The organism is Stenotrophomonas sp. STEN054, assembly GCF_056854535.1.
The window spans coordinates 1-18,404 of sequence record NZ_JBXFWG010000033.1; the positions used below are offsets into that span (position 1 = coordinate 1).

Genomic DNA, 18,404 nt, shown 5'->3' on the forward strand with positions numbered 1-18,404 from the left:
AACCTGTCAGAGGTGGGGCGGTGTGGGTGGGCAGGACCGCAGGCGCCATGGATGGCGCCTACGAGCCCCCACGGATGGGTTTACGGCGCGTCCTGACCACCCACACCGCCCCGCCATCCCATGGACAGCCAGCTTTTGACGTTGACGTTGACGTTGCCTCGGCAGGTGCAGGGCGCAGCGCTGCAGAGGGAACACCCTCAACGCTGCCGGCGGCGCTTCCGGTCCACGTACAGCGTCTTGATGATGCTCAGCAGGATGCCAACGGCGATGCCGACACCGCAGCCCAGTAGCAGATTGTCCACGCTCAGGCCCACGGCGACACCGACGATGGTCGCGATGACCATTTCAACGGTATGGGAGATCGGTTGCGGCGGGGGAACGGACATGCAGGCTCCAGCGTAAGGCGGTGACTTCAATGGGCCTTGCGGCCCGGAAACAACGAGGCCGGGTTTCCCCGGCCTCGTCTGCGATCAGCAATGGCGGCCGTCAGTGCGACTCGGCCGGGCCGGCGATCGGCGGCAGCGGGCGAGCGTCGCCGCCCTTGTCGTTGCCACCACCGTCCTTGTTGGACTTGTTCCAGCCCGCCGGCGGCGGCGGATCGCGGCCTTCCATGATGGCGTCGATCTGCGGCGCATCGATGGTCTCGTACTGCAGCAGCAACTGGGACATCGCGTGCAGCTTGTCCAGGTTGGCCGTCATCAGCTCGGTGGTGCGTGCGTAGGCCTCGTCGAGGATGTTGCGCACTTCCTCATCGATGCGGCGCGCGGTGTCGTTGGACACGCTCTTGTGCTGGGTGACCGAACGGCCCAGGAACACCTCGTCATCCTCTTCGCCATAGGCGATCGGGCCGAGCTGGTCCGACAGACCCCACTTGGTGACCATGTTGCGGGCCATCTTGGTGGCGCGCTCGATGTCGTTGGAGGCACCGGTGGTGACCTTGTCGGCGCCGAAGATCAACTCTTCGGCCACGCGACCACCGTACAGCGAGCACAGCTGCGACTTGATCGCCACTCGGTTCATCGAGTACTTGTCGCCCTCCGGCAGGTACATGGTCACGCCCAGCGCGCGACCGCGCGGAATGATCGTGACCTTGTAGACCGGGTCATGCTCGGGCACCAGGCGGCCGACGATGGCGTGGCCGGCCTCGTGGTAGGCGGTCAGGGTCTTCTCTTCCTCGCTCATGGCCATCGAGCGGCGCTCGGCGCCCATCAGGATCTTGTCGCGGGCACGGTCGAAGTGGTCCATGCGGACTTCCTTCTCGTTGCCACGTGCGGCGAACAGGGCGGCCTCGTTGCAGAGGTTGGCCAGGTCGGCGCCGGAGAAGCCCGGGGTACCGCGCGCGATCACCATCGGCTCGACGTCGTCGGCCAGCGGCAGCTTGCGCATGTGTACCTTCAGGATGTGCTCGCGGCCCTTCACGTCCGGCAGGCCGACCACGACCTGGCGGTCGAAACGGCCCGGGCGCAGCAGCGCCGGGTCCAGCACGTCCGGACGGTTGGTCGCGGCGATGACGATCACGCCCTCACCGCCCTCGAAGCCGTCCATTTCGACCAGCAGCTGGTTCAGGGTCTGCTCGCGCTCGTCATGACCGCCGCCCAGGCCGGCGCCACGGTGGCGACCGACGGCGTCGATTTCGTCGATGAAGATGATGCACGGCGCGTGCTTCTTGGCCTGCTCGAACATGTCGCGGACGCGGCTGGCGCCGACGCCGACGAACATTTCCACGAAGTCCGAACCGGAGATCGAGAAGAACGGCACCTTGGCTTCGCCGGCGATGGCCTTGGCCAGCAGCGTCTTGCCGGTACCCGGCGGGCCCACCATCAGCACGCCGCGCGGGATCTTGCCGCCCAGCTTGGTGAACTTGGACGGGTCGCGCAGGAAGTCGACCAGTTCGCCCACTTCTTCCTTGGCCTCGTCGCAGCCGGCGACGTCGGCGAAGGTGACCTTGATCTGGTCCTCGCCCTGCAGCTTGGCGCGCGACTTGCCGAAGGACATCGCGCCCTTGGCACCGCCGCCACCGCCCTGCATCTGGCGCATGATGAACAGCCAGAAGCCGATGATCAGAATGACCGGCAGGAAGTTCATCAGGATGGCCGCGAAGGAAATGCCGCTGGACGGCTCTTCCTGGACGATGTCCACGTTCTTGGTGCGCAGCACGTTGATCAGGTCGCGATCGGCCGGCGCGGCGATGGTGGCCGTCTGGCCGCCACGGGTGGTGTAGGTGAGCTGGTTGGTCAGGCCGCGCGAATCGCCACCGAAGGTGACCTTCTGTACGTTGCCGCTGTCCACCTGGTCCAGGAACTGCGAATACGTCGCGCCCTGCGCCCCGGCCCCGGAGGACTTGGGCGAGAAGCTCTGGAAGACCACCATCAGCACGACGGCGACGACCACCCATAGCAGGAGGTTCTTGGTCAAGTCGTTCATCCTCATTGGCTCCGGCGTTCCTCTTAGTGCGGGTCTTGCGTTGGGGTCGAGCGTACTCGGCGAGCTTACTTCATGTGGGCGCGTTTGCCCTGTCCCAAGGCATACACCTCGGGCGAGCGCTTGCGCGATGCTTCCGGCTTGCGGATGGAGACCTTGTCGTACCGGCGGCGCATCTCGCGCACGTAGTCGTCAAAGCCTTCACCCTGGAACAGCTTGATCAGGAACGCCCCACCGGTCTTGAGGTGATTGTCAGCGAAGTCCAGCGCAAGCTCGGCCAAGTGCATCATCCGCGGCTGGTCGACCGCGCCCACACCACTCTTATTGGGGGCCATGTCCGACAGCACAAGGTCTACCGGCTGATCCCCGAGCATGGCTTCAAACTGCGATAGGACGGTTTCTTCCCTGAAGTCACCGTGAAGGAACTCCACGCCGGCCAGCGGCGGCATGTCCAGGATGTCCAGCGCGAGCACGCGGCCGGTGTCGCCGATCTGTCTCCGGACCTGCTGAGACCAGCCGCCCGGGGCCGCACCGAGGTCGACGACCACCATGTGCGGCTTCAGCAGGCGGTCACGTTCGAGCAGCTCCTCGAGCTTGTAGGCCGCGCGCGAGCGCATGCCTTCGGCCTGCGCCTTCTTCACGAAGGGGTCGGAGAAGTGTTCCTTGAGCCAGCGCTGGCTGCTTTTGCTACGGGTGGCCATTGGAAATAGGGGCTGATGGGGTCGTCATGATACCCTGATCGTCCCATTCAACCCCCTTTTCCTGCATGTCCATCGCACTGACCGCCTCCCAGACCCGTTTCCTGCGCGGCCACGCCCACGACCTCAAGGCCTTGCTGCAGACCGGCGGCAAGGGCATCACGCCGGCCTTCATCGCCGAGCTGAACGAAGTCCTGGAGCGCCACGAACTGGTCAAGGTGAAGGTTGCCGCCGAGGACCGCGACGCCCGTGACGCGATGATCGCCGAGATCGTCGAAGCCACCGAGGCGGCGCTGGTGCAGCGCATCGGCCACGTTGCCGTGCTGTACCGCCCGAGCAAGGAACAGCGCCAGATCGTGCTGCCGCGCGGCTGATTGCCCTGCCCCCATGCAGCTGAACCACGAACCGCCCGATTACGCCTACAGCCTGCGCGCTGCCGACGGCCGCTCGGCCAAGGTCAACGACCAGGTGCTGGGGCAGAGCTTCTTCCTGACCCCCGACCAGCTGGTCGCGCAGTGGCCGGTGCGCCAGGCCGCGGACCTGCAGCTGGCCCACCTCGAAGCAATTCTTGCGCTGAATCCAGCGCTGATCGTACTGGGCACCGGCGACCGGCAGGTGTTTCCGCCTGCCGCGGTGATGGCCGCCTGCCTGTCGCGTGGCATCGGCCTGGAAGTGATGAACAACCCGGCCGCCGCGCGCACGTTCAACATTCTTGCCGGCGAAGGCCGCAAGGTCGCCGCCGCCTTCATTCTGGAAGGTTGAGGCAAGAGCTGCCGGGCCTGGCCCGGCGCTACCCTGGTTTGCAGGTTGTCTGTAGCGCCCGAGCCGATGCCCGGGCGCCGCCGGATCGCGGCGTCAGATCAACGTGCTGGCAGATATTGCTGCGGGTCGACCGGCTTGCCGTTGTAGCGAATCTCGAAGTGCAGCATGTCGCGGTTGGCGCCGGTACGGCCCATCTCGGCGATCTGCTCGCCCGCCTTGACGTTCTGCCCTTCGTTGACCAGGCGCTTGCGGTTGTGGCCATAGGCCGACAGCCACTGGTCGCTGTGCTTGATGATGATCAGCTCGCCGTAGCCGACCAGGCCGGCACCGGAATACACCACCACGCCGTTGGCGGTGGCGCGTACGGCAGCGCCGCTGGTGCCAGCGATGTCCACGCCCTGCTTGGTCGCGTCACCGGCCACGTAGCGGCCGACGATCGCGCCATCGGCCGGCCAGCGCCAGTCGATGTTGCTCTTCACCGGGCCGACCGGGGCCGTCGCCACCGGCGCAGGTGCCGGAGTGGTCCTGCCTGCACTGCTGCGCGGCGGAGTCACCACCGTGGTCGGCGCGCGGCCGCCGGTGGCACCGGCCGGGTACAGGCGGATCACCTGACCCGGATAGATCTGCGACGGGTTGTCCAAGCGGTTCCAGGCGATCAGGTCGGCCGGAGTGATGTCATGGATGCGGGCCAGCGCATAGATCGTGTCGCCCTTGCGCACGACAACGGTCTGCCCGGGCTTGGGCACCGAGGCCTTGGGCGTGCTGACAGTGCTGCCACCGCTGCTGCCGCCGGGGCGGACGACGGTGGCGGTGCCACAGGCGGCCAGCGTGGATACCAGCAACGCCAGCGCGCCGATGCGCACTCCCTTGCTCAGACGATCTGCACTCATGCGAACTTCGACCTCCATACAAGCCAGGCAACCAGCCCCACCACCAGCACGGTGGCGATCCAGCCCAGCGGTTCAATCCAGCGACGCAGCGCCGCTTCGGCACGCGCACCGCCGATGCGGATGACCGCAGCCAGCACGTACACGCGCTTGCCGCGACCGATCAACATGCTCAGCAGGTACTGTGGCATCGGCACGCCGACGATACCCGAAGCCCACGTGAAGACCTTCATCGGGATGGGCATGAAGCCGCCCAGCACCAGGAAGGTGAACACCGCCCACGGCGACTCGGCCATCTTGGCCTGCACCGTGGCGATGCCCTGCTCGATGGCCGGCAGCATGCCCAGCGTCTCGAACAGCGGCTTGATCGCCTCGAAGGCGAAGTGACCCAGCGCGTAGCCGACCACCGCACCGACCATGGAGCCGGCCAGGCTGAGCGTGGCGAACCACCAGCCGCGCTTGGGCTGGGCCACGCACATCGGCGCCAGCATCACTTCCGGCATGACCGGGAAGATGATCGCCTCAAAGAAACTCAATACCGTCAGGTAGGTCGGGGCGCGTTCGTGCGCTGCCAACTTCATCGCCCGCTCGTACAGCGGTCCGAAAATCTTCATGCAACCCTGCTCCGTGGATTCAATCGAGCATGCCAGACAGCAGCGGCACGAACGTGACCGGTGCCAGCACGCGTTGTTCGATGCTGCCGTCTTCCCTGCGGTCCAGCTGCACCAGCGACTGCCCGCCCGGGCCACCCACCGGCGCAACCAGGCGCCCACCGACCGCCAGCTGCTCGACCAGGGCATCGACCAGGGCCGGTGCCGCGGCAGTCACCACCACCGCATCGAAGGGACCGTGTTCGGCCCAGCCGACCCGGCCGTCGTCATGCTTGGTGCGGATGTTCATGCCCAGCGCGCGGAAGCGCTTGCGCGCCTGGCGCAGCAGATCGCCGATGCGCTCGACGGTGTAGACCTCCAGGCCCACCGCGCCGAGCACGGCGGCCTGGTAACCCGAGCCGGTGCCCACTTCCAGCACCTTCTTCGGAGCGACCTGCAGCACCGCTTCGGTCATCCGCGCCACCACCCAGGGCTGGGAGATGGTCTGGCCATGGCCGATAGGCAGCGCGGTGTCTTCGTAGGCGCGCGAGGCCAGGGCCTCGTCGATGAACAGATGGCGCGGCACCACCCGGATCGCGTTCAGCGTGGACTCGTCGACGATGCCAGCTTCGCGCAGGCGGTCGACCAGGCGGTCGCGCACGCGCTGCGAAGTCATGCCGATGCCGACCGCTTCCGGTTGCAGGCGCAAGCGCGGGCTCATGCCGGCTGGTCCAGCGCGGCGCTGAGGCCGCCGACCCAGCTGGCCACCTTCTCCAGTGCCTGGTAACGGGTCAGGTCGACCTGGATGGGGGTGATCGAAATATGGCCGGTGCGCACCGCATGGAAATCGGTGCCGGGGCCGGAATCCTGCTCGCGCCCGGCCGGGCCGATCCAGTACACCTCGTTGCCGCGCGGGTCCTTCTGCGCGATGCAGCCTTCGGCGCGATGGCGGTTGCCCAGGCGGGTCACTTCGAAGCCCTTGACCTCATTCCACGGCAGGTCGGGCACGTTGACGTTGAGGATGGTGTCGGCCGGCAGCGGATCGGCCTTCAGCCGGGCGACGATCTCCACCGCGGCGCGCGCGGCGGTCTCGAAGTGCTTCGGGTCGTGGTTGCGGGTGACCAGCGACACGGCCACCGCCGGCAGGCCGAGGAAGCGACCTTCCATCGCCGCCGAGACGGTGCCCGAATAGATGACGTCGTCACCGAGGTTGGCAGCGTTGTTGATGCCGGAAACGACAATGTCGGGCTCGAATTCAAGCAGGCCGGTCAGCGCCAGGTGCACGCAGTCGGTCGGGGTGCCGGCCACCGAGACGGTGTAGTGGTCGATGCGCTTGAGCCGGATCGGCAGGTCCAGCGTCAACGAATTGCTGGCACCGGAACGATCGCGGTCGGGTGCGACCACCGTCACTTCATGGCCGGCCTCGCGCAGCACGGCGGCAAGCATCCGGATGCCTGCGGCGTCGACGCCATCATCGTTACTGACCAGGATGCGCATCTTCGATTTAACCGCTTGATTTTCCAAGAATTCGATTCCGTCACCTTGTCGCGTGGGCGGGACCGGCCGTGCCCCTGTCGGGAACCGGCGATCGCGCAAGTGCGTCGGGTATTGTGCCGCAAGCGGGCCGCCGGTCCTACCCTGCCAGTGGTGATGCGCGTCATCGAATCGACATAGGCAGACCCGCGCGGGCGGTTTACCCTGTGCGCATGTCGCACCCTGAAGATGAAGATCCGGCCGCCCTGTTCCGTTCGGCCATCGGCGAAGTGAAGCCGCTGCGCAAGGAGGTCGAGCCGGCACCGTCCGCGCCGAAACCGAAGCCGCGCGCACGCATGGCCGAACGCGACGAAGCCGAGGCCGCGGGCGAGTTCGCCCGCCTGCTGCGCGACAGCAGCCCACTGGAAGCCGGCGACACCGCCAGCTACCGCCGCGACAACCTGCCGCCGCGGATGTTCCAGCGCCTGAAGCGCGGCCAGTATTCGGTACAGGACGAACTGGACCTGCACGGCGCCACCGCCGCGCAGGCCGAAACGCTGCTGCGCCAGTTCCTGCTGGAAGCGCACGCGCACGAGTACGGGTGCGTGCGCATCATCCACGGCAAGGGCCTGCAGTCCGATGGCGGCGCACCGGTGCTGAAGAACCTGGTCGACCGCCTGCTGCGGCTGCGCAACGACGTGCTCGCGTTCCACTCGGCACCGACCGGCCAGGGCGGCACCGGTGCGGTGCTGGTGTTGCTGGCGCGGCGTTGATCCCCTCATCCACGCATGGCGTGGATCTACGACCAGGCGCGGCGGCTCATGCGATGCCGGTAGATCCACGCCATGCGTGGATATCCCGACCCCGCCCGGCGATCAGCCCTGCGAGGCGTCTTCCACCGGGCCCAGTTCGTGCAGCACCGCGGTGGCATAGCAGCCCGGCGGCAGGGCGAACGAGAGCTCCAGCACGTCCGCGCCCAGCCACTGGTGCTGCAGCAGCGCCGGACGGAGGCGCAGCGCGCGGCGTTCCTGCTTCAGGCGCGCGCCTTCCAGTCCGGCACGCAGCGCCTGCGATTCCTCATCGTCCAGCGCGGCAAGTTCCAGCGCGCGGACGACATCGGTACTGCGCAGCTCACCCTCGCCCCACAGCGGCGCGCTGGGGTGGATGTCGAAGCGGGCCAGGCGCTCGGCCAGCACATCGGTGTACGGTTCGGGGCCGAACACGCTGCGGCTGCCATCGAGCATCCACACCTCGCCGTCCAGCGGCTGGTCCCAGCTGCCCTGCTCCACCCGCGCGGCCAGCACGCGGTTGAACAGCGCCGAGCGCGCGGCCGACAGCAGCAGCGAACGTTGGTCCTGGCGCATGCGGCGGCCACCGAACATCGCCAGCGCCGCCGGCACGTTGCCACCGTCGCGACCGAAACGCTGTTCACCGAACCAGTTCGGCAGGCCGCGCGTGGCGATCTGCTGCAGGCGCTCATCGATGGGCGCAGCATCGCCCTGCACGTCGCGCAGCACCAGCTTGAAGCGGTTGCCGGCCAGCGCACCGCGCTGCAGCTTGCGGTTGTGCCAGGTGGCCTCGAGCACTTCGATCTCGTCGCTGGCCAGCGTGGCCAGGTCCGGGGCGATGCGCTTGGGCAGGTGCACGCTGAAACGCTGGGTGGTGACCGCATTGCGGTCCTTCATGCCGGCGTAGCTGACGCCCATTTCCGGCAGGCCGGCCCACTTCGCCAGCAGCTTGGCCACGTGCACCGTGTTGGCGCCGCGCTTGCGGATGTGCAGCAGCAGATGCTCGCCCTCACCGGTGGCTTCGAAGGCCGGCAGTTCGTCGACCTGGAAATCCTCCGGCCTGGTGCGGATGCGCGCGCTCAGCAGCGGCGCGCCGAAGGCCAGCGGCAACGGAATCATGCCGCCACCAGCAGGACCACGGCCTGCGCGGCGATGCCCTCGCCACGGCCGGTGAAGCCGAGCTTCTCCGAGGTGGTGGCCTTGACGCTGACCGCATCCAGCGGCAGCTGCAGCAGGCCACCGATGCGTTCGCGCATGGCCAGCGCATGCGGGCCGACCTTGGGCCGCTCGCAGATGACGGTGATGTCGGTGTTGCCGACGCGCCAGCCGCGTTCGCGCAGCAGGCTGTCGCAATGGCGGACGAAATCACTGCTGTCCGCGCCCTTCCAGCGGTCGTCGCTGGGCGGGAAGTGCTGGCCGATGTCGCCCAGCGCGATGGCGCCGAGCATGGCATCGCACAGCGCGTGCAGGATGACGTCGCCATCGCTGTGGGCCAGCACGCCGCAGCTGTGCGCCACGCGGATGCCGCCGAGCATGATGTGGTCGCCTTCACCGAAGGCATGGACGTCGTAGCCCTGGCCGATGCGGACGGGCGGGAACGGAGCGGTGCTCATGGATGCAACCCTTGCAGCAGGGCCGCGCGGGCGATCAGCCGGCGCGGCGGGAAAGTACGAATTCGAAACGGTCAAGGTCGGCCGGCGTGGTGACCTTGAAATTGTCCTCGCTGCCTTCCACCAGCAGCGGACGCTGGCCCTGGCGCTCCATGGCCATGGCATCGTCGGTGACATCGACACCACTGGCGGCCGCAGCGGCCAGCGCGCGGACGAGCTGGTGGCGGCGGAACAGCTGCGGCGTCAGCGCGCGCCACAGGCGCTCGCGCGGTTCGGTTCCATCGATGCCACCATCGTCGCCGGCACGCTTGAGGGTGTCGCGCACGGGCGCGGCAAGGATCGCGCCGACCGGGTCGGCACGCCCCACTTCCAGCAGGCGGCCGAGGTCAGCCAACGACAGGTTGGGCCGCGCGGCATCGTGCACCAGCACGAACTCGTCGGCACGCACGCTGTCCGGCAAGGCCTGCAGACCGGCCAGCACCGAGGCGGCACGGGTCGCGCCACCGATGCAGGTCAGCACCGGCTTGCCGGACCACCCGGTCCAGCCCGGCCAATCCGCATCGTCCTCGCCGATGACCACCATCGCCCCGGCCACCGCCGGGTGCGCCAGCAGCGCATCCAGGGTGTGGGCGAGCAGGATCTGCCCGCCCACCTGCAGGTACTGCTTGGGCAGCGGCGCGCCGAAACGGGTGCCGCGCCCGGCAGCCGGGACGACCGCCCAGATGGCCGCGCTCACGGCACGTCCGCCGGGTGGTCGCCGACCTGCGCCGCGACCGGTGCAGCCTGCGCCGGACGGACCGGCGCATCCTCCACCACGCGGTAGAACTTCTCGCCGGGCTTGATCATGCCCAGCTCGCTGCGCGCGCGTTCTTCGATGGCGGCCTGGCCTTCCTTGAGGTCCTTCACTTCAGCAGCCAGCGCATCGTTGCGCTGCTGCAGACCTTCATTGTCCCGTTCCTGGTTGGCGACCTGGGCTTCGAGCATCATCACTTCACCCGAATTACCCGGGCCGAACCAGAAACGGTACTGCAGCCATGCCAGCAGCAGGGCCAGCAGCAACAGCAGCCAGCGCCAGTCGCGCATGGGCTCAGCGCTTCAACGAAACGAACGCGTCACGCCCGGCGTAACGCGCGCTGGCGCCGAGGGCTTCCTCGATGCGCAGCAGCTGGTTGTACTTGGCCACGCGATCGCTGCGGCACAGCGAGCCGGTCTTGATCTGGGTGGCGGTGGTGGCCACCGAGATGTCGGCGATGGTGGTGTCTTCGGTTTCGCCCGAGCGGTGCGAGACCACGGCGGCGTAGCCGGCACGGTCGGCCATGGCGATCGCTTCCAGGGTTTCGCTCAGGGTGCCGATCTGGTTGACCTTGATCAGGATCGCGTTGGCGGTGCCCGAATCGATGCCTTCCTGGAAGATCTTCGGGTTGGTGACGAACAGATCGTCGCCCACCAGCTGCACCTTCTTGCCGATGCGGTCGGTCAGCAGCTTCCAGCCGGCCCAGTCGTTCTCGGCCAGACCGTCTTCGATCGTGATGATCGGGTACTGCGCGGCCCAGTCGGCCAGGAAGTCGACGAACTGCTCGGAGGTCAGGCGCTTGTTCTCGCCCACCAGGTTGTACTTGCCGTTCTCGAAGAACTCGCTGGAGGCCACGTCCAGGCCCAGCAGCACGTCTTCACCGGCGGTGTAGCCGGCCTTGCCGATGGCCTCAAGGATGGTATCCAGCGCTTCGACATTGCTGCGGAAGTCCGGCGCGAAGCCGCCTTCGTCGCCCACGGCGGTGCTCAGGCCGTGGCTCTTCAGCACGGACTTCAGCGAATGGAAGATTTCGGTGCCGGCGCGCAGGGCTTCGGAGAACGAGGTGAAGCCCACGGGCAGCACCATGAATTCCTGGAAATCGACGTTGTTGTCGGCGTGGGCGCCGCCGTTGATGATGTTCATCATCGGCACCGGCAGCGACGGGGTCGCACCGGTCTTGGCGGCCAGGTACTGCCACAGGGCCTGCTTGCTGGAAGCGGCGGCGGCATGTGCGGCGGCCATCGATACGGCCAGCAGCGCGTTGGCGCCCAGGCGGCCCTTGTTCTCGGTGCCGTCCAGATCGATCAGGCGACGATCCAGGCCAGCCTGGTCGACGGCCTCGAAGCCCTTCAGTGCGTTGGCAATGGCGCCGTTGACGTTCTCGACGGCCTTGTGCACGCCCTTGCCCAGATAACGGGTCTTGTCGCCGTCACGCAGCTCGACCGCTTCCTTGGTGCCGGTCGAGGCGCCGGAGGGAACCGCGGCGCGACCGAACGAACCGTCCTCCAGGATGACTTCGGCTTCCAGCGTGGGGTTGCCACGGCTGTCGAGGATTTCACGGGCGTGGATGCTGCGGATCGTACTCATGAGCGGACCGGTTACCTGTCTGGAGGAGGGAATGCGACAAATGTGAAATGCCGCGTGATTATCCCCGGCTGCCCGCCGCTTGCCAAATGGTGTGTTCGGCAGCGACCAGTGCTGGCCCTTGGGTGGCCCCCGCCACGATCAGCAGCAGCGAGACCAGCAGTGTCAGCAGCACCATTGCGACGGTCGCGCAGACCGGTCCGCGCCGGCGACGCCAGGCCAGCACGGCGGCAGCCACTGAACTGATCAGGGAACCGCCGAGCACAAGAAGAGCGGCCAGAATCCAGTACTTCATGGCCTGCATGCCATGGTTGCCATCACCGGGCGAGCCCATGCTGGCGGCGAATGCCAGCCCGGCACCGAACAGTCCGGCCCAGGCGAGCAGCGCCAGCAACAGCGCGATCAGCCCCCAGGGCCAGCCACCGGGGCGCGCTTCGCCCGTATTCATCAGAACAGATCGTGCAACAGCGTGCCGAGCCACAGCGACAGCAGCACCAGTGCCAGCGCAGCGGTGACCTTGCCGCGGTTCAAACGCCAGGCCAGCACCGATGCGATGACACCCGCGCTGACCGTAATCAGTTCGGCGAGCACCAGCGCGATCACATAGGGCTTCAGATCGACGTGCGCACCATCGCCGGGCGGACGCATGGCTGCGCCCACCAGCATGAAGATGAAGAAAGCACCGGACAGCGACAGCAACGCCATGCCGAGCGCGATGAGCCCCCACGGCCACTGCCGCCAGGAGCGCCGGCGACGCTGGGCTTCCAGCGCCGCCCACGGATCAAGACTCACGCGAAGCGCGAGAAACCGTGCTTCTTGGTCACCGCGTCGAGCTCCATCAGGGTCTCCAGCAGGGCTTCCATCTGGTCCAGCGGCCACGCGTTGGGGCCGTCGGACAGCGCCTTCGACGGATCCGGATGGGTCTCGGCGAACAGGCCGGAGATGCCAACCGCCACCGCCGCACGTGCCAGCACCGGCACGTGTTCGCGCTGGCCACCGGAACTGGTGCCCTGCCCGCCCGGCAGCTGCACCGAATGGGTGGCATCGAACACCACCGGGCAGCCGGTGTCACGCATCACCGCCAGCGAACGCATGTCGCTGACCAGGTTGTTGTAGCCGAAGCTGGCGCCACGCTCGCAGACCATGATCTGCTCGTTGCCGGTGGATTTGGCCTTCTCGACGACCGGCTTCATGTCCCACGGTGCCAGGAACTGGCCCTTCTTGATGTTGACCGGCTTGCCGGCCGCACACACCTTGCGGATGAAATCGGTCTGGCGGACCAGGAACGCCGGGGTCTGCAGCACGTCCACCACCGAGGCGACTTCGTCCATCGGGGTGTATTCGTGCACGTCGGTCAGCACCGGCACGCCGATCTGCTTCTTCACTTCGGCCAGCACCTTGAGGCCTTCTTCCATGCCCGGGCCGCGGAAGGCGGTGCCCGAGGTACGGTTGGCCTTGTCGAAGCTCGACTTGAAGATGAAGTTGACCCCGAGGCGATCGGTGATCTCCTTCAGCTTGCCGGCGGTATCGAGCTGCAGCTGCATCGACTCGATCACGCAGGGGCCGGCGATCAGGAACAGGGGCTGGTCCAGCCCGACCTCGAATCCACACAGTTTCATGGCGTTTCCTTGTTGTCCGCTACGCCGGCAGGACCGGCGTGCTGGGGTTGAAGCATGCAGGATGGGGGCCGAAGCCCCCCTTCACAAGTCAGGCGCGGGCTTGCGCCAGCAGTGCGCCGCCAGCCTTGCGCTCGCGCGCGGCACGGATGAAACCGATGAACAGCGGGTGGCCATCGCGCGGCGTGGACAGGAACTCCGGATGCGCCTGGCAGGCCAGGAACCACGGGTGCGCATCACGCGGCAGCTCGACCACTTCGACCAGGGTGTCGTCCATCGACTTGCCCGAGATCACCAGGCCGGCATCCTCCAGCTGGGTGCGGTAGCGGTTGTTGAACTCGTAGCGGTGGCGGTGACGCTCGGACACCACGTCCTTGCCGTACAGCTCGCGGGCCAGCGTGCCCGGCTTCAGGCGCTGCTCCTGCAGGCCCAGGCGCATGGTGCCGCCGAGGTCGCTCTTGTCATCACGCTTCTCGACATCGCCGGTGGCGGTGCGCCATTCGGTGATCAGGCCGATCACCGGGTCCGGCGACTGGCGGTCGTTCTCGGTGCTGTTGGCGTTTTCCAGGCCAAGCACGTGGCGCGCGTAGTCGACCACGGCCGCCTGCATGCCGTAGCAGATACCGAAGTACGGCACGCTGTTCTGGCGGGCGAACTGCGAGGTCAGCACCTTGCCTTCGAAACCACGGTCACCGAAGCCACCGGGCACCAGGATGCCGTCGACATCAGCCAGCGCCGCCATGTCGGTGCCTTCCAGGTCCTGCGCTTCCAGCCACTTCAGGTTGACCTTGGTGCGCTGGCGCAGGCCGCCGTGCTTGAGGGCTTCGCCGACCGACTTGTAGGCGTCCTGGTGGTCGACGTACTTGCCGACCACGGCGATGGTCACTTCATCCAGCGGGTGCAGGGTCGCGTCGACCGCGTCCTCCCACATCGACAGGTCGACCGGGCCGACCTTGTCGGCCAGCTTCAGCTGGTTGACCACGATCTCGTCCAGGCCCTGTGAGTGCAGGCCCGACGGAATGCGGTACAGCACGTCCACGTCCGGCACGCTGATGACGGCGCGCTCGGAAACATTGGTGAACTGGGCGATCTTGCGGCGCTCCGAATCCGGCACGGCCTGCTCGGAACGGCACAGCAGCACGTCCGGCTGGATGCCAATCGAGCGCAGCTCCTTCACCGAGTGCTGGGTCGGCTTGGTCTTCAGCTCACCGGCGGCGCCGATGTACGGCACCAGGGTGAGGTGCATGAACAGCGCCTTCTCCGGGCCGCGCTCGGTGCGCACCTGGCGGATCGCTTCCAGGAACGGCAGCGACTCGATGTCACCGACGGTGCCGCCGATCTCGACCAGGGCCACGTCGTAGCCTTCGGTGGCCTCGTCGATGCAGCGGCGGATTTCATCGGTGATGTGCGGGATGACCTGCACGGTCGCGCCCAGGTAGTCGCCGCGGCGCTCCTTGCGGATGACGTTCTCGTAGATGCGGCCGGTGGTAACCGAGTTCTTGCGGCTCAGGCGGGTACGCACGAAGCGCTCGTAGTGGCCCAGGTCGAGGTCGGTCTCGGCGCCGTCGTCGGTGACGTAGACCTCACCGTGCTGGAACGGGCTCATGGTGCCCGGGTCGACGTTGATGTACGGGTCGAGCTTCATCATCGTGACCTTCAGGCCACGCGCTTCGAGGATGGCGGCCAGTGACGCAGCGGCAATACCTTTGCCGAGCGAGGACACCACGCCGCCGGTTACGAAAATCAAGGGAGTCATGGCTGCAAGCATCCTGTCTGGAAATGGAAAACGGCAGCGCCACGCCTGCCCGAAGGGCGGGCGTGGAGCAGAAAGGGGGTTTTCCGGTTCGCTGGGGCAGCGAGGGAGACGCGGGACCGGTCGGCGGCAGGCGCCGGACGGAGACCATCGTGCGAGGTCGGGGCGGCCGTGCCGGTCAATTCGACCGTCACCTGCGACCCGCATTGCTGGAGGCCACGCATGGCCGGCCCAGCCCATTCGCAAATGGTGGACACGCACTACTCCCGGAAAGCCATAGTTTACAGATAGATGGCCGCCAACCCAAGGGGCAGATGGCGTCACCACTAAAAGAAAACGCCCCGCATTGCGGGGCGTTCAGGGGCCAGAGCCTTGCGGCAGAAGCCTCGGCGGCGGACGCCTTACTTCTTCTTCCGCGCTTCCTCTTCTTCTTCCTGCTGCGGGACCGGCTGGCCCTTGGCCTTCATTTCAGCATTGGCCTGGGCGCGGCGCTTGGCCTTGGCATCGGCCTCGGACTGCGCGGCCTTGTCCGCCTGGTCACCCTGCTGCGGGGCCGACGGGCCTGCGTTCTGCGCCATCACCAGCGGCACTGCAACGGCGGCAGCGGCCAGGATCGCAATGGTCAGCAACTTCTTCATGGAGTCCTCCTCGCGTATGGCTTGGACATGGGGGCGCCGGCGTTCAGATTCCAGCGACTGTCATTTTACCCCCTCCCCGGCGCCGAGGCTGAACCGCAGGCGTGCAAAATTCCCGTCCACGCCGCACACTTGCGCGTCGCTCCGCGCTTTGAAGATAGATGAACGCACGCTATAACGCCGCCGATATTGAAGTCCTGTCCGGCCTTGACCCGGTCAAGCGCCGTCCTGGCATGTACACCGACACCGCGCGCCCGAACCACCTGGCGCAGGAAGTGATCGACAACTCGGTGGACGAGGCCCTCGCCGGCCACGCCCGCTCGATCGAGATCACCCTGTACAAGGACGGCAGCGTGGAGGTCAGCGATGACGGCCGCGGCATGCCGGTGGACATCCATCCGGAAGAAAAGATCCCGGGCGTCGAGCTGATCCTGACCCGCCTGCATGCGGGCGGCAAGTTCAACAACAACAACTACACCTTCTCCGGCGGCCTGCACGGCGTGGGCGTCAGCGTTGTCAACGCACTGTCCACCCTGGTGGAGATCCACATCAAGCGCGACGGTGCCGAGCATCGCATCACCTTCCGCGATGGCGACCGCGCCTCGCCGCTGGAAGTGGTCGGCACGGTCGGAAAGAAGAACACCGGCACCCGCCTGCGCTTCTGGCCGGACCCGAAGTACTTCGATACGCCCAAGTTCGCCGTGCGTGCGCTCAAGCACCTGCTGCGCGCCAAGGCCGTGCTGTGCCCGGGCCTGACCGTGAAGCTGACCGACGAAGCCACCGGCGAAGTCGACACCTGGTACTACGAAGACGGCCTGCGCGACTACCTGAAGATGGAGCTGGGCGACCGCGAATCGCTGCCGGCCGATCTGTTCGTCGGCAACCTGAAGAAGGACACGGAGATCGTTGACTGGGCCGTGGCCTGGCTGCCGGAAGGCGAGCTGGTGCAGGAAAGCTACGTCAACCTGATTCCCACCGCCCAGCACGGCACCCACGCCAACGGCCTGCGCACCGGCCTGACCGAAGCGCTGCGCGAGTTCTGCGACTTCCGCAACCTGCTGCCGCGCGGCGTCAAGCTGGCCCCGGAAGACGTGTGGGACCGCGTGTCGTTCGTGCTGTCGCTGAAGATGACCGACCCGCAGTTCAGCGGCCAGACCAAGGAACGCCTGTCCTCGCGCCAGGCCGCCGGTTTCGTCGAAGGCGCTGCCCACGATGCCTTCAGCCTGCTGCTGAACCAGAACGTGGAGCTGGGCGAGAAGATCGCGCAGATCGCCATCGAGCGTGCCAGTGCGCGCCTGAAGACCGAGAAGCTGGTCGTCCGCAAGAAGGTCACCCAAGGCCCGGCCCTGCCCGGCAAGCTGGCCGACTGCATCAGCCAGGACCTGTCGCGCACCGAACTGTTCCTGGTGGAAGGTGACTCGGCAGGCGGCAGCGCCAAGCAGGCGCGCGACAAGGACTTCCAGGCGATCCTGCCGCTGCGCGGCAAGATCCTCAATACCTGGGAAGTGTCGTCCAACAGCGTGTTGGCCTCGGAAGAAGTGCACAACCTGGCCGTGGCCATCGGCTGCGACCCGGGCAAGGAAGACATCGCCGGCCTGCGTTACGGCAAGGTCGTCATCCTCGCCGACGCCGACTCGGACGGCCTGCACATCGCCACGCTGCTGACCGCGCTGTTCCTCAAGCACTTCCCGGCGCTGGTCGATGCCGGCCATGTGTTCGTGGCGATGCCGCCGCTGTTCCGCATCGACGTGGGCAAGCAGGTGTTCTACGCCCTGGACGAGGAAGAGAAGCGCTCGATCCTGGACAAGATCGAACGCGAGAAGATCAAGGGCGCGGTCAACGTCACCCGCTTCAAGGGCCTGGGCGAAATGAATCCGCCGCAGCTGCGCGAATCGACCATCCACCCCGATACGCGCCGCCTGGTGCAGCTGACAGTGGACGACGGCGAACAGACCCGTTCGCTGATGGACATGCTGCTGGCCAAGAAGCGTGCGTCTGACCGCAAGGGCTGGCTGGAGAGCAAGGGCGACCTGGCGTCGCTGGAAGCCTGACGCTCGCAGCCCTTCTGTAGAGCCGAGCCCACGCTCGGCTGCACTTCGCATCCTGCCGGGCAGCCGAGCATCGGCTCGGCCCTACAGACATCACGCCCCCATCGGCAAACCCAGCGGCGCCATAATGCCTGTCTCTCTGCGTGGACCCTCGTATTGGCCAGCCACTCGCTGCTGTTCCCGGGATTGCCGCTGCACAGCGCGCGCCTGGTCCTGAGCCCGATCCGCCGCGATGATGCGGCCGCCCTGTTCGCGCTGCAGTCCGACCCGGACGTGATGCGCTTCTGGAACCATCCGGCGTGGACGCGGCCGACCGAGGCCCGCGCACAGATCGACGACGACCTCGCCGCGCACACCACCGGCACCCAGCTCAAGCTGGCGGTGCGCGAATCACTGGACGGCCCGCTGCTGGGCATCTGCGTGGTGTTTGCCCTGGACCGCGACGCGGCCCGCGCCGAGATCGGCTACCTGCTGGCCCCCGGCAAGCAGGGCCAGGGCTACATGCACGAAGCGCTGCAACAGCTGCTGGCCTATCTGTTCGACACGCTGGGCCTGCACCGGGTGGAAGCGGAGATCGACCCGCGCAACCACCCGTCCGCGCACGTGCTCGACCGCCTCGGCTTCCACCTGGAAGGCGTGCTGCGCCAGCGCTGGCGCATCCAGGGGGAGCTGTCCGATTCGGCGGTGTACGGACTGCTGGCCGACGACGGCGACCGCAGCGCCCTGCCCGCTTGACCGAATCTGGC

At 67.1% G+C, this 18,404-nt stretch carries 22 protein-coding genes; 5 read left to right on the plus strand and 17 right to left on the minus strand.

Annotated elements, in window-relative coordinates:
* Nucleotides 1-197: 197 nt before the first annotated feature.
* The 3 genes from AC1VXD_RS13490 to rlmE all read right to left on the minus strand — a co-directional run bounded on the left by AC1VXD_RS13490 (nt 198) and on the right by rlmE (nt 3,122).
* Nucleotides 198-386: a hypothetical protein gene (locus AC1VXD_RS13490; protein WP_108768472.1), complete on the minus strand. Its 189-nt coding sequence runs from the start codon at nt 384-386 to the stop codon at nt 198-200.
* Nucleotides 387-486: 100 nt separating this feature from the next.
* Nucleotides 487-2,424, minus strand: coding sequence for an ATP-dependent zinc metalloprotease FtsH (gene ftsH, locus AC1VXD_RS13495; RefSeq protein ID WP_174213498.1), 1,938 nt, complete (start codon nt 2,422-2,424; stop codon nt 487-489).
* Nucleotides 2,425-2,489: 65 nt separating this feature from the next.
* Complete coding sequence (rlmE, locus tag AC1VXD_RS13500; protein WP_008265654.1) at nt 2,490-3,122, minus strand: 23S rRNA (uridine(2552)-2'-O)-methyltransferase RlmE; 633 nt, start codon at nt 3,120-3,122, stop codon at nt 2,490-2,492.
* A 65-nt stretch (nt 3,123-3,187) separates the two neighbouring features.
* On the opposite strand from rlmE, the gene yhbY reads away from it, so the two are divergent.
* Both yhbY and AC1VXD_RS13510 read left to right on the plus strand, forming a co-directional pair.
* Nucleotides 3,188-3,493 carry a ribosome assembly RNA-binding protein YhbY gene (gene yhbY / locus AC1VXD_RS13505; RefSeq protein WP_079221444.1) on the plus strand — a complete coding sequence of 102 codons (306 nt, stop codon included), beginning with the start codon at nt 3,188-3,190 and terminating at the stop codon, nt 3,491-3,493.
* 13 nt (nt 3,494-3,506) lie between these two features.
* Nucleotides 3,507-3,881: an Mth938-like domain-containing protein gene (locus AC1VXD_RS13510; protein ID WP_482992472.1), complete on the plus strand. Its 375-nt coding sequence runs from the start codon at nt 3,507-3,509 to the stop codon at nt 3,879-3,881.
* Nucleotides 3,882-3,979: 98 nt separating this feature from the next.
* Here the strand turns inward: AC1VXD_RS13510 and AC1VXD_RS13515 are convergent, their stop codons facing one another.
* The 4 genes from AC1VXD_RS13515 to surE are packed head-to-tail and all read right to left on the minus strand — an operon-like array spanning nt 3,980 to nt 6,855.
* The gene (locus tag AC1VXD_RS13515; protein WP_482992473.1) at nt 3,980-4,771 is read right to left on the minus strand and encodes a peptidoglycan DD-metalloendopeptidase family protein; all 792 of its coding nucleotides are present in this window, start codon (nt 4,769-4,771) and stop codon (nt 3,980-3,982) included.
* The gene (locus AC1VXD_RS13520; RefSeq protein WP_482992474.1) at nt 4,768-5,382 is read right to left on the minus strand and encodes a YqaA family protein; all 615 of its coding nucleotides are present in this window, start codon (nt 5,380-5,382) and stop codon (nt 4,768-4,770) included. The genes AC1VXD_RS13515 and AC1VXD_RS13520 overlap by 4 nt, the downstream gene beginning before the upstream one ends.
* A 19-nt stretch (nt 5,383-5,401) precedes the next feature.
* On the minus strand, nt 5,402-6,079 hold the full coding sequence (locus AC1VXD_RS13525; RefSeq protein WP_108768467.1) for a protein-L-isoaspartate(D-aspartate) O-methyltransferase: 678 nt from the start codon (nt 6,077-6,079) through the stop codon (nt 5,402-5,404).
* Complete coding sequence (surE, locus tag AC1VXD_RS13530) at nt 6,076-6,855, minus strand: 5'/3'-nucleotidase SurE (protein WP_108768466.1); 780 nt, start codon at nt 6,853-6,855, stop codon at nt 6,076-6,078. The genes AC1VXD_RS13525 and surE overlap by 4 nt, the downstream gene beginning before the upstream one ends.
* 209 nt (nt 6,856-7,064) lie before the next feature.
* Between surE and AC1VXD_RS13535 the strand changes: the two genes are divergently transcribed.
* Entirely contained in the window at nt 7,065-7,604 is a 540-nt protein-coding gene (locus tag AC1VXD_RS13535; protein WP_108768465.1) for a Smr/MutS family protein, read from the plus strand.
* Between the two features lie 102 nt (nt 7,605-7,706).
* On the opposite strand, the gene truD is transcribed toward AC1VXD_RS13535, so the two are convergent.
* The 10 genes from truD to AC1VXD_RS13585 all read right to left on the minus strand — a co-directional run bounded on the left by truD (nt 7,707) and on the right by AC1VXD_RS13585 (nt 15,613).
* Complete coding sequence (gene truD, locus AC1VXD_RS13540) at nt 7,707-8,738, minus strand: tRNA pseudouridine(13) synthase TruD (protein ID WP_482992475.1); 1,032 nt, start codon at nt 8,736-8,738, stop codon at nt 7,707-7,709.
* Nucleotides 8,735-9,232: a 2-C-methyl-D-erythritol 2,4-cyclodiphosphate synthase gene (ispF, locus tag AC1VXD_RS13545; RefSeq protein ID WP_079221436.1), complete on the minus strand. Its 498-nt coding sequence runs from the start codon at nt 9,230-9,232 to the stop codon at nt 8,735-8,737. The genes truD and ispF overlap by 4 nt, the downstream gene beginning before the upstream one ends.
* Nucleotides 9,233-9,266: 34 nt before the next feature.
* Nucleotides 9,267-9,965 (minus strand): 2-C-methyl-D-erythritol 4-phosphate cytidylyltransferase, encoded by a 699-nt coding sequence (gene ispD / locus AC1VXD_RS13550; protein WP_482992476.1) that lies wholly within the window; start codon nt 9,963-9,965, stop codon nt 9,267-9,269.
* Nucleotides 9,962-10,312 carry a cell division protein FtsB gene (ftsB, locus tag AC1VXD_RS13555; protein ID WP_079221434.1) on the minus strand — a complete coding sequence of 117 codons (351 nt, stop codon included), beginning with the start codon at nt 10,310-10,312 and terminating at the stop codon, nt 9,962-9,964. The genes ispD and ftsB overlap by 4 nt, the downstream gene beginning before the upstream one ends.
* A gap of 4 nt (nt 10,313-10,316) precedes the next feature.
* Nucleotides 10,317-11,609: a phosphopyruvate hydratase gene (gene eno / locus AC1VXD_RS13560; protein ID WP_482992477.1), complete on the minus strand. Its 1,293-nt coding sequence runs from the start codon at nt 11,607-11,609 to the stop codon at nt 10,317-10,319.
* A 58-nt stretch (nt 11,610-11,667) separates the two neighbouring features.
* Nucleotides 11,668-12,054: a hypothetical protein gene (locus AC1VXD_RS13565; RefSeq protein ID WP_482992478.1), complete on the minus strand. Its 387-nt coding sequence runs from the start codon at nt 12,052-12,054 to the stop codon at nt 11,668-11,670.
* On the minus strand, nt 12,054-12,398 hold the full coding sequence (locus tag AC1VXD_RS13570; protein ID WP_482992479.1) for a hypothetical protein: 345 nt from the start codon (nt 12,396-12,398) through the stop codon (nt 12,054-12,056). The genes AC1VXD_RS13565 and AC1VXD_RS13570 overlap by 1 nt, the downstream gene beginning before the upstream one ends.
* Entirely contained in the window at nt 12,395-13,225 is an 831-nt protein-coding gene (gene kdsA / locus AC1VXD_RS13575) for a 3-deoxy-8-phosphooctulonate synthase (protein WP_079221430.1), read from the minus strand. Before kdsA ends, AC1VXD_RS13570 begins: the two co-directional genes overlap by 4 nt.
* An 88-nt stretch (nt 13,226-13,313) precedes the next feature.
* Nucleotides 13,314-14,978: a CTP synthase gene (locus AC1VXD_RS13580; RefSeq protein ID WP_482992480.1), complete on the minus strand. Its 1,665-nt coding sequence runs from the start codon at nt 14,976-14,978 to the stop codon at nt 13,314-13,316.
* A gap of 398 nt (nt 14,979-15,376) precedes the next feature.
* A complete protein-coding gene (locus AC1VXD_RS13585) occupies nt 15,377-15,613 on the minus strand; it encodes a hypothetical protein (protein WP_108768460.1) in 237 nt (78 codons plus the stop codon).
* A gap of 158 nt (nt 15,614-15,771) precedes the next feature.
* Here AC1VXD_RS13585 and parE point away from each other — a divergent pair, with 158 nt between their 5' ends.
* Nucleotides 15,772-17,661, plus strand: a complete 1,890-nt coding sequence (gene parE, locus AC1VXD_RS13590) for a DNA topoisomerase IV subunit B (protein WP_108759523.1) — start codon at nt 15,772-15,774, stop codon at nt 17,659-17,661.
* A 153-nt stretch (nt 17,662-17,814) separates the two neighbouring features.
* The gene (locus tag AC1VXD_RS13595) at nt 17,815-18,393 is read left to right on the plus strand and encodes a GNAT family N-acetyltransferase (protein ID WP_482992481.1); all 579 of its coding nucleotides are present in this window, start codon (nt 17,815-17,817) and stop codon (nt 18,391-18,393) included.
* The last annotated feature ends 11 nt before the right edge of the window (nt 18,394-18,404 follow it).

Bases quoted from the DNA above. Each gene is read 5' to 3' on its own strand.
- AC1VXD_RS13490 (WP_108768472.1), bottom strand. From the start codon at position 386: ATGTCCGTTCCCCCGCCGCAACCGATCTCCCATACCGTTGAAATGGTC.
- ftsH (WP_174213498.1), bottom strand. From the start codon at position 2,424: ATGAACGACTTGACCAAGAACCTCCTGCTATGGGTGGTCGTCGCCGTC.
- rlmE (WP_008265654.1), bottom strand. From the start codon at position 3,122: ATGGCCACCCGTAGCAAAAGCAGCCAGCGCTGGCTCAAGGAACACTTC.
- yhbY (WP_079221444.1), top strand. From the start codon at position 3,188: ATGTCCATCGCACTGACCGCCTCCCAGACCCGTTTCCTGCGCGGCCAC.
- AC1VXD_RS13510 (WP_482992472.1), top strand. From the start codon at position 3,507: ATGCAGCTGAACCACGAACCGCCCGATTACGCCTACAGCCTGCGCGCT.
- AC1VXD_RS13515 (WP_482992473.1), bottom strand. From the start codon at position 4,771: ATGAGTGCAGATCGTCTGAGCAAGGGAGTGCGCATCGGCGCGCTGGCG.
- AC1VXD_RS13520 (WP_482992474.1), bottom strand. From the start codon at position 5,382: ATGAAGATTTTCGGACCGCTGTACGAGCGGGCGATGAAGTTGGCAGCG.
- AC1VXD_RS13525 (WP_108768467.1), bottom strand. From the start codon at position 6,079: ATGAGCCCGCGCTTGCGCCTGCAACCGGAAGCGGTCGGCATCGGCATG.
- surE (WP_108768466.1), bottom strand. From the start codon at position 6,855: ATGCGCATCCTGGTCAGTAACGATGATGGCGTCGACGCCGCAGGCATC.
- AC1VXD_RS13535 (WP_108768465.1), top strand. From the start codon at position 7,065: ATGTCGCACCCTGAAGATGAAGATCCGGCCGCCCTGTTCCGTTCGGCC.
- truD (WP_482992475.1), bottom strand. From the start codon at position 8,738: ATGATTCCGTTGCCGCTGGCCTTCGGCGCGCCGCTGCTGAGCGCGCGC.
- ispF (WP_079221436.1), bottom strand. From the start codon at position 9,232: ATGAGCACCGCTCCGTTCCCGCCCGTCCGCATCGGCCAGGGCTACGAC.
- ftsB (WP_079221434.1), bottom strand. From the start codon at position 10,312: ATGCGCGACTGGCGCTGGCTGCTGTTGCTGCTGGCCCTGCTGCTGGCA.
- eno (WP_482992477.1), bottom strand. From the start codon at position 11,609: ATGAGTACGATCCGCAGCATCCACGCCCGTGAAATCCTCGACAGCCGT.
- AC1VXD_RS13565 (WP_482992478.1), bottom strand. From the start codon at position 12,054: ATGAATACGGGCGAAGCGCGCCCCGGTGGCTGGCCCTGGGGGCTGATC.
- kdsA (WP_079221430.1), bottom strand. From the start codon at position 13,225: ATGAAACTGTGTGGATTCGAGGTCGGGCTGGACCAGCCCCTGTTCCTG.
- AC1VXD_RS13580 (WP_482992480.1), bottom strand. From the start codon at position 14,978: ATGACTCCCTTGATTTTCGTAACCGGCGGCGTGGTGTCCTCGCTCGGC.
- AC1VXD_RS13585 (WP_108768460.1), bottom strand. From the start codon at position 15,613: ATGAAGAAGTTGCTGACCATTGCGATCCTGGCCGCTGCCGCCGTTGCA.
- parE (WP_108759523.1), top strand. From the start codon at position 15,772: ATGAACGCACGCTATAACGCCGCCGATATTGAAGTCCTGTCCGGCCTT.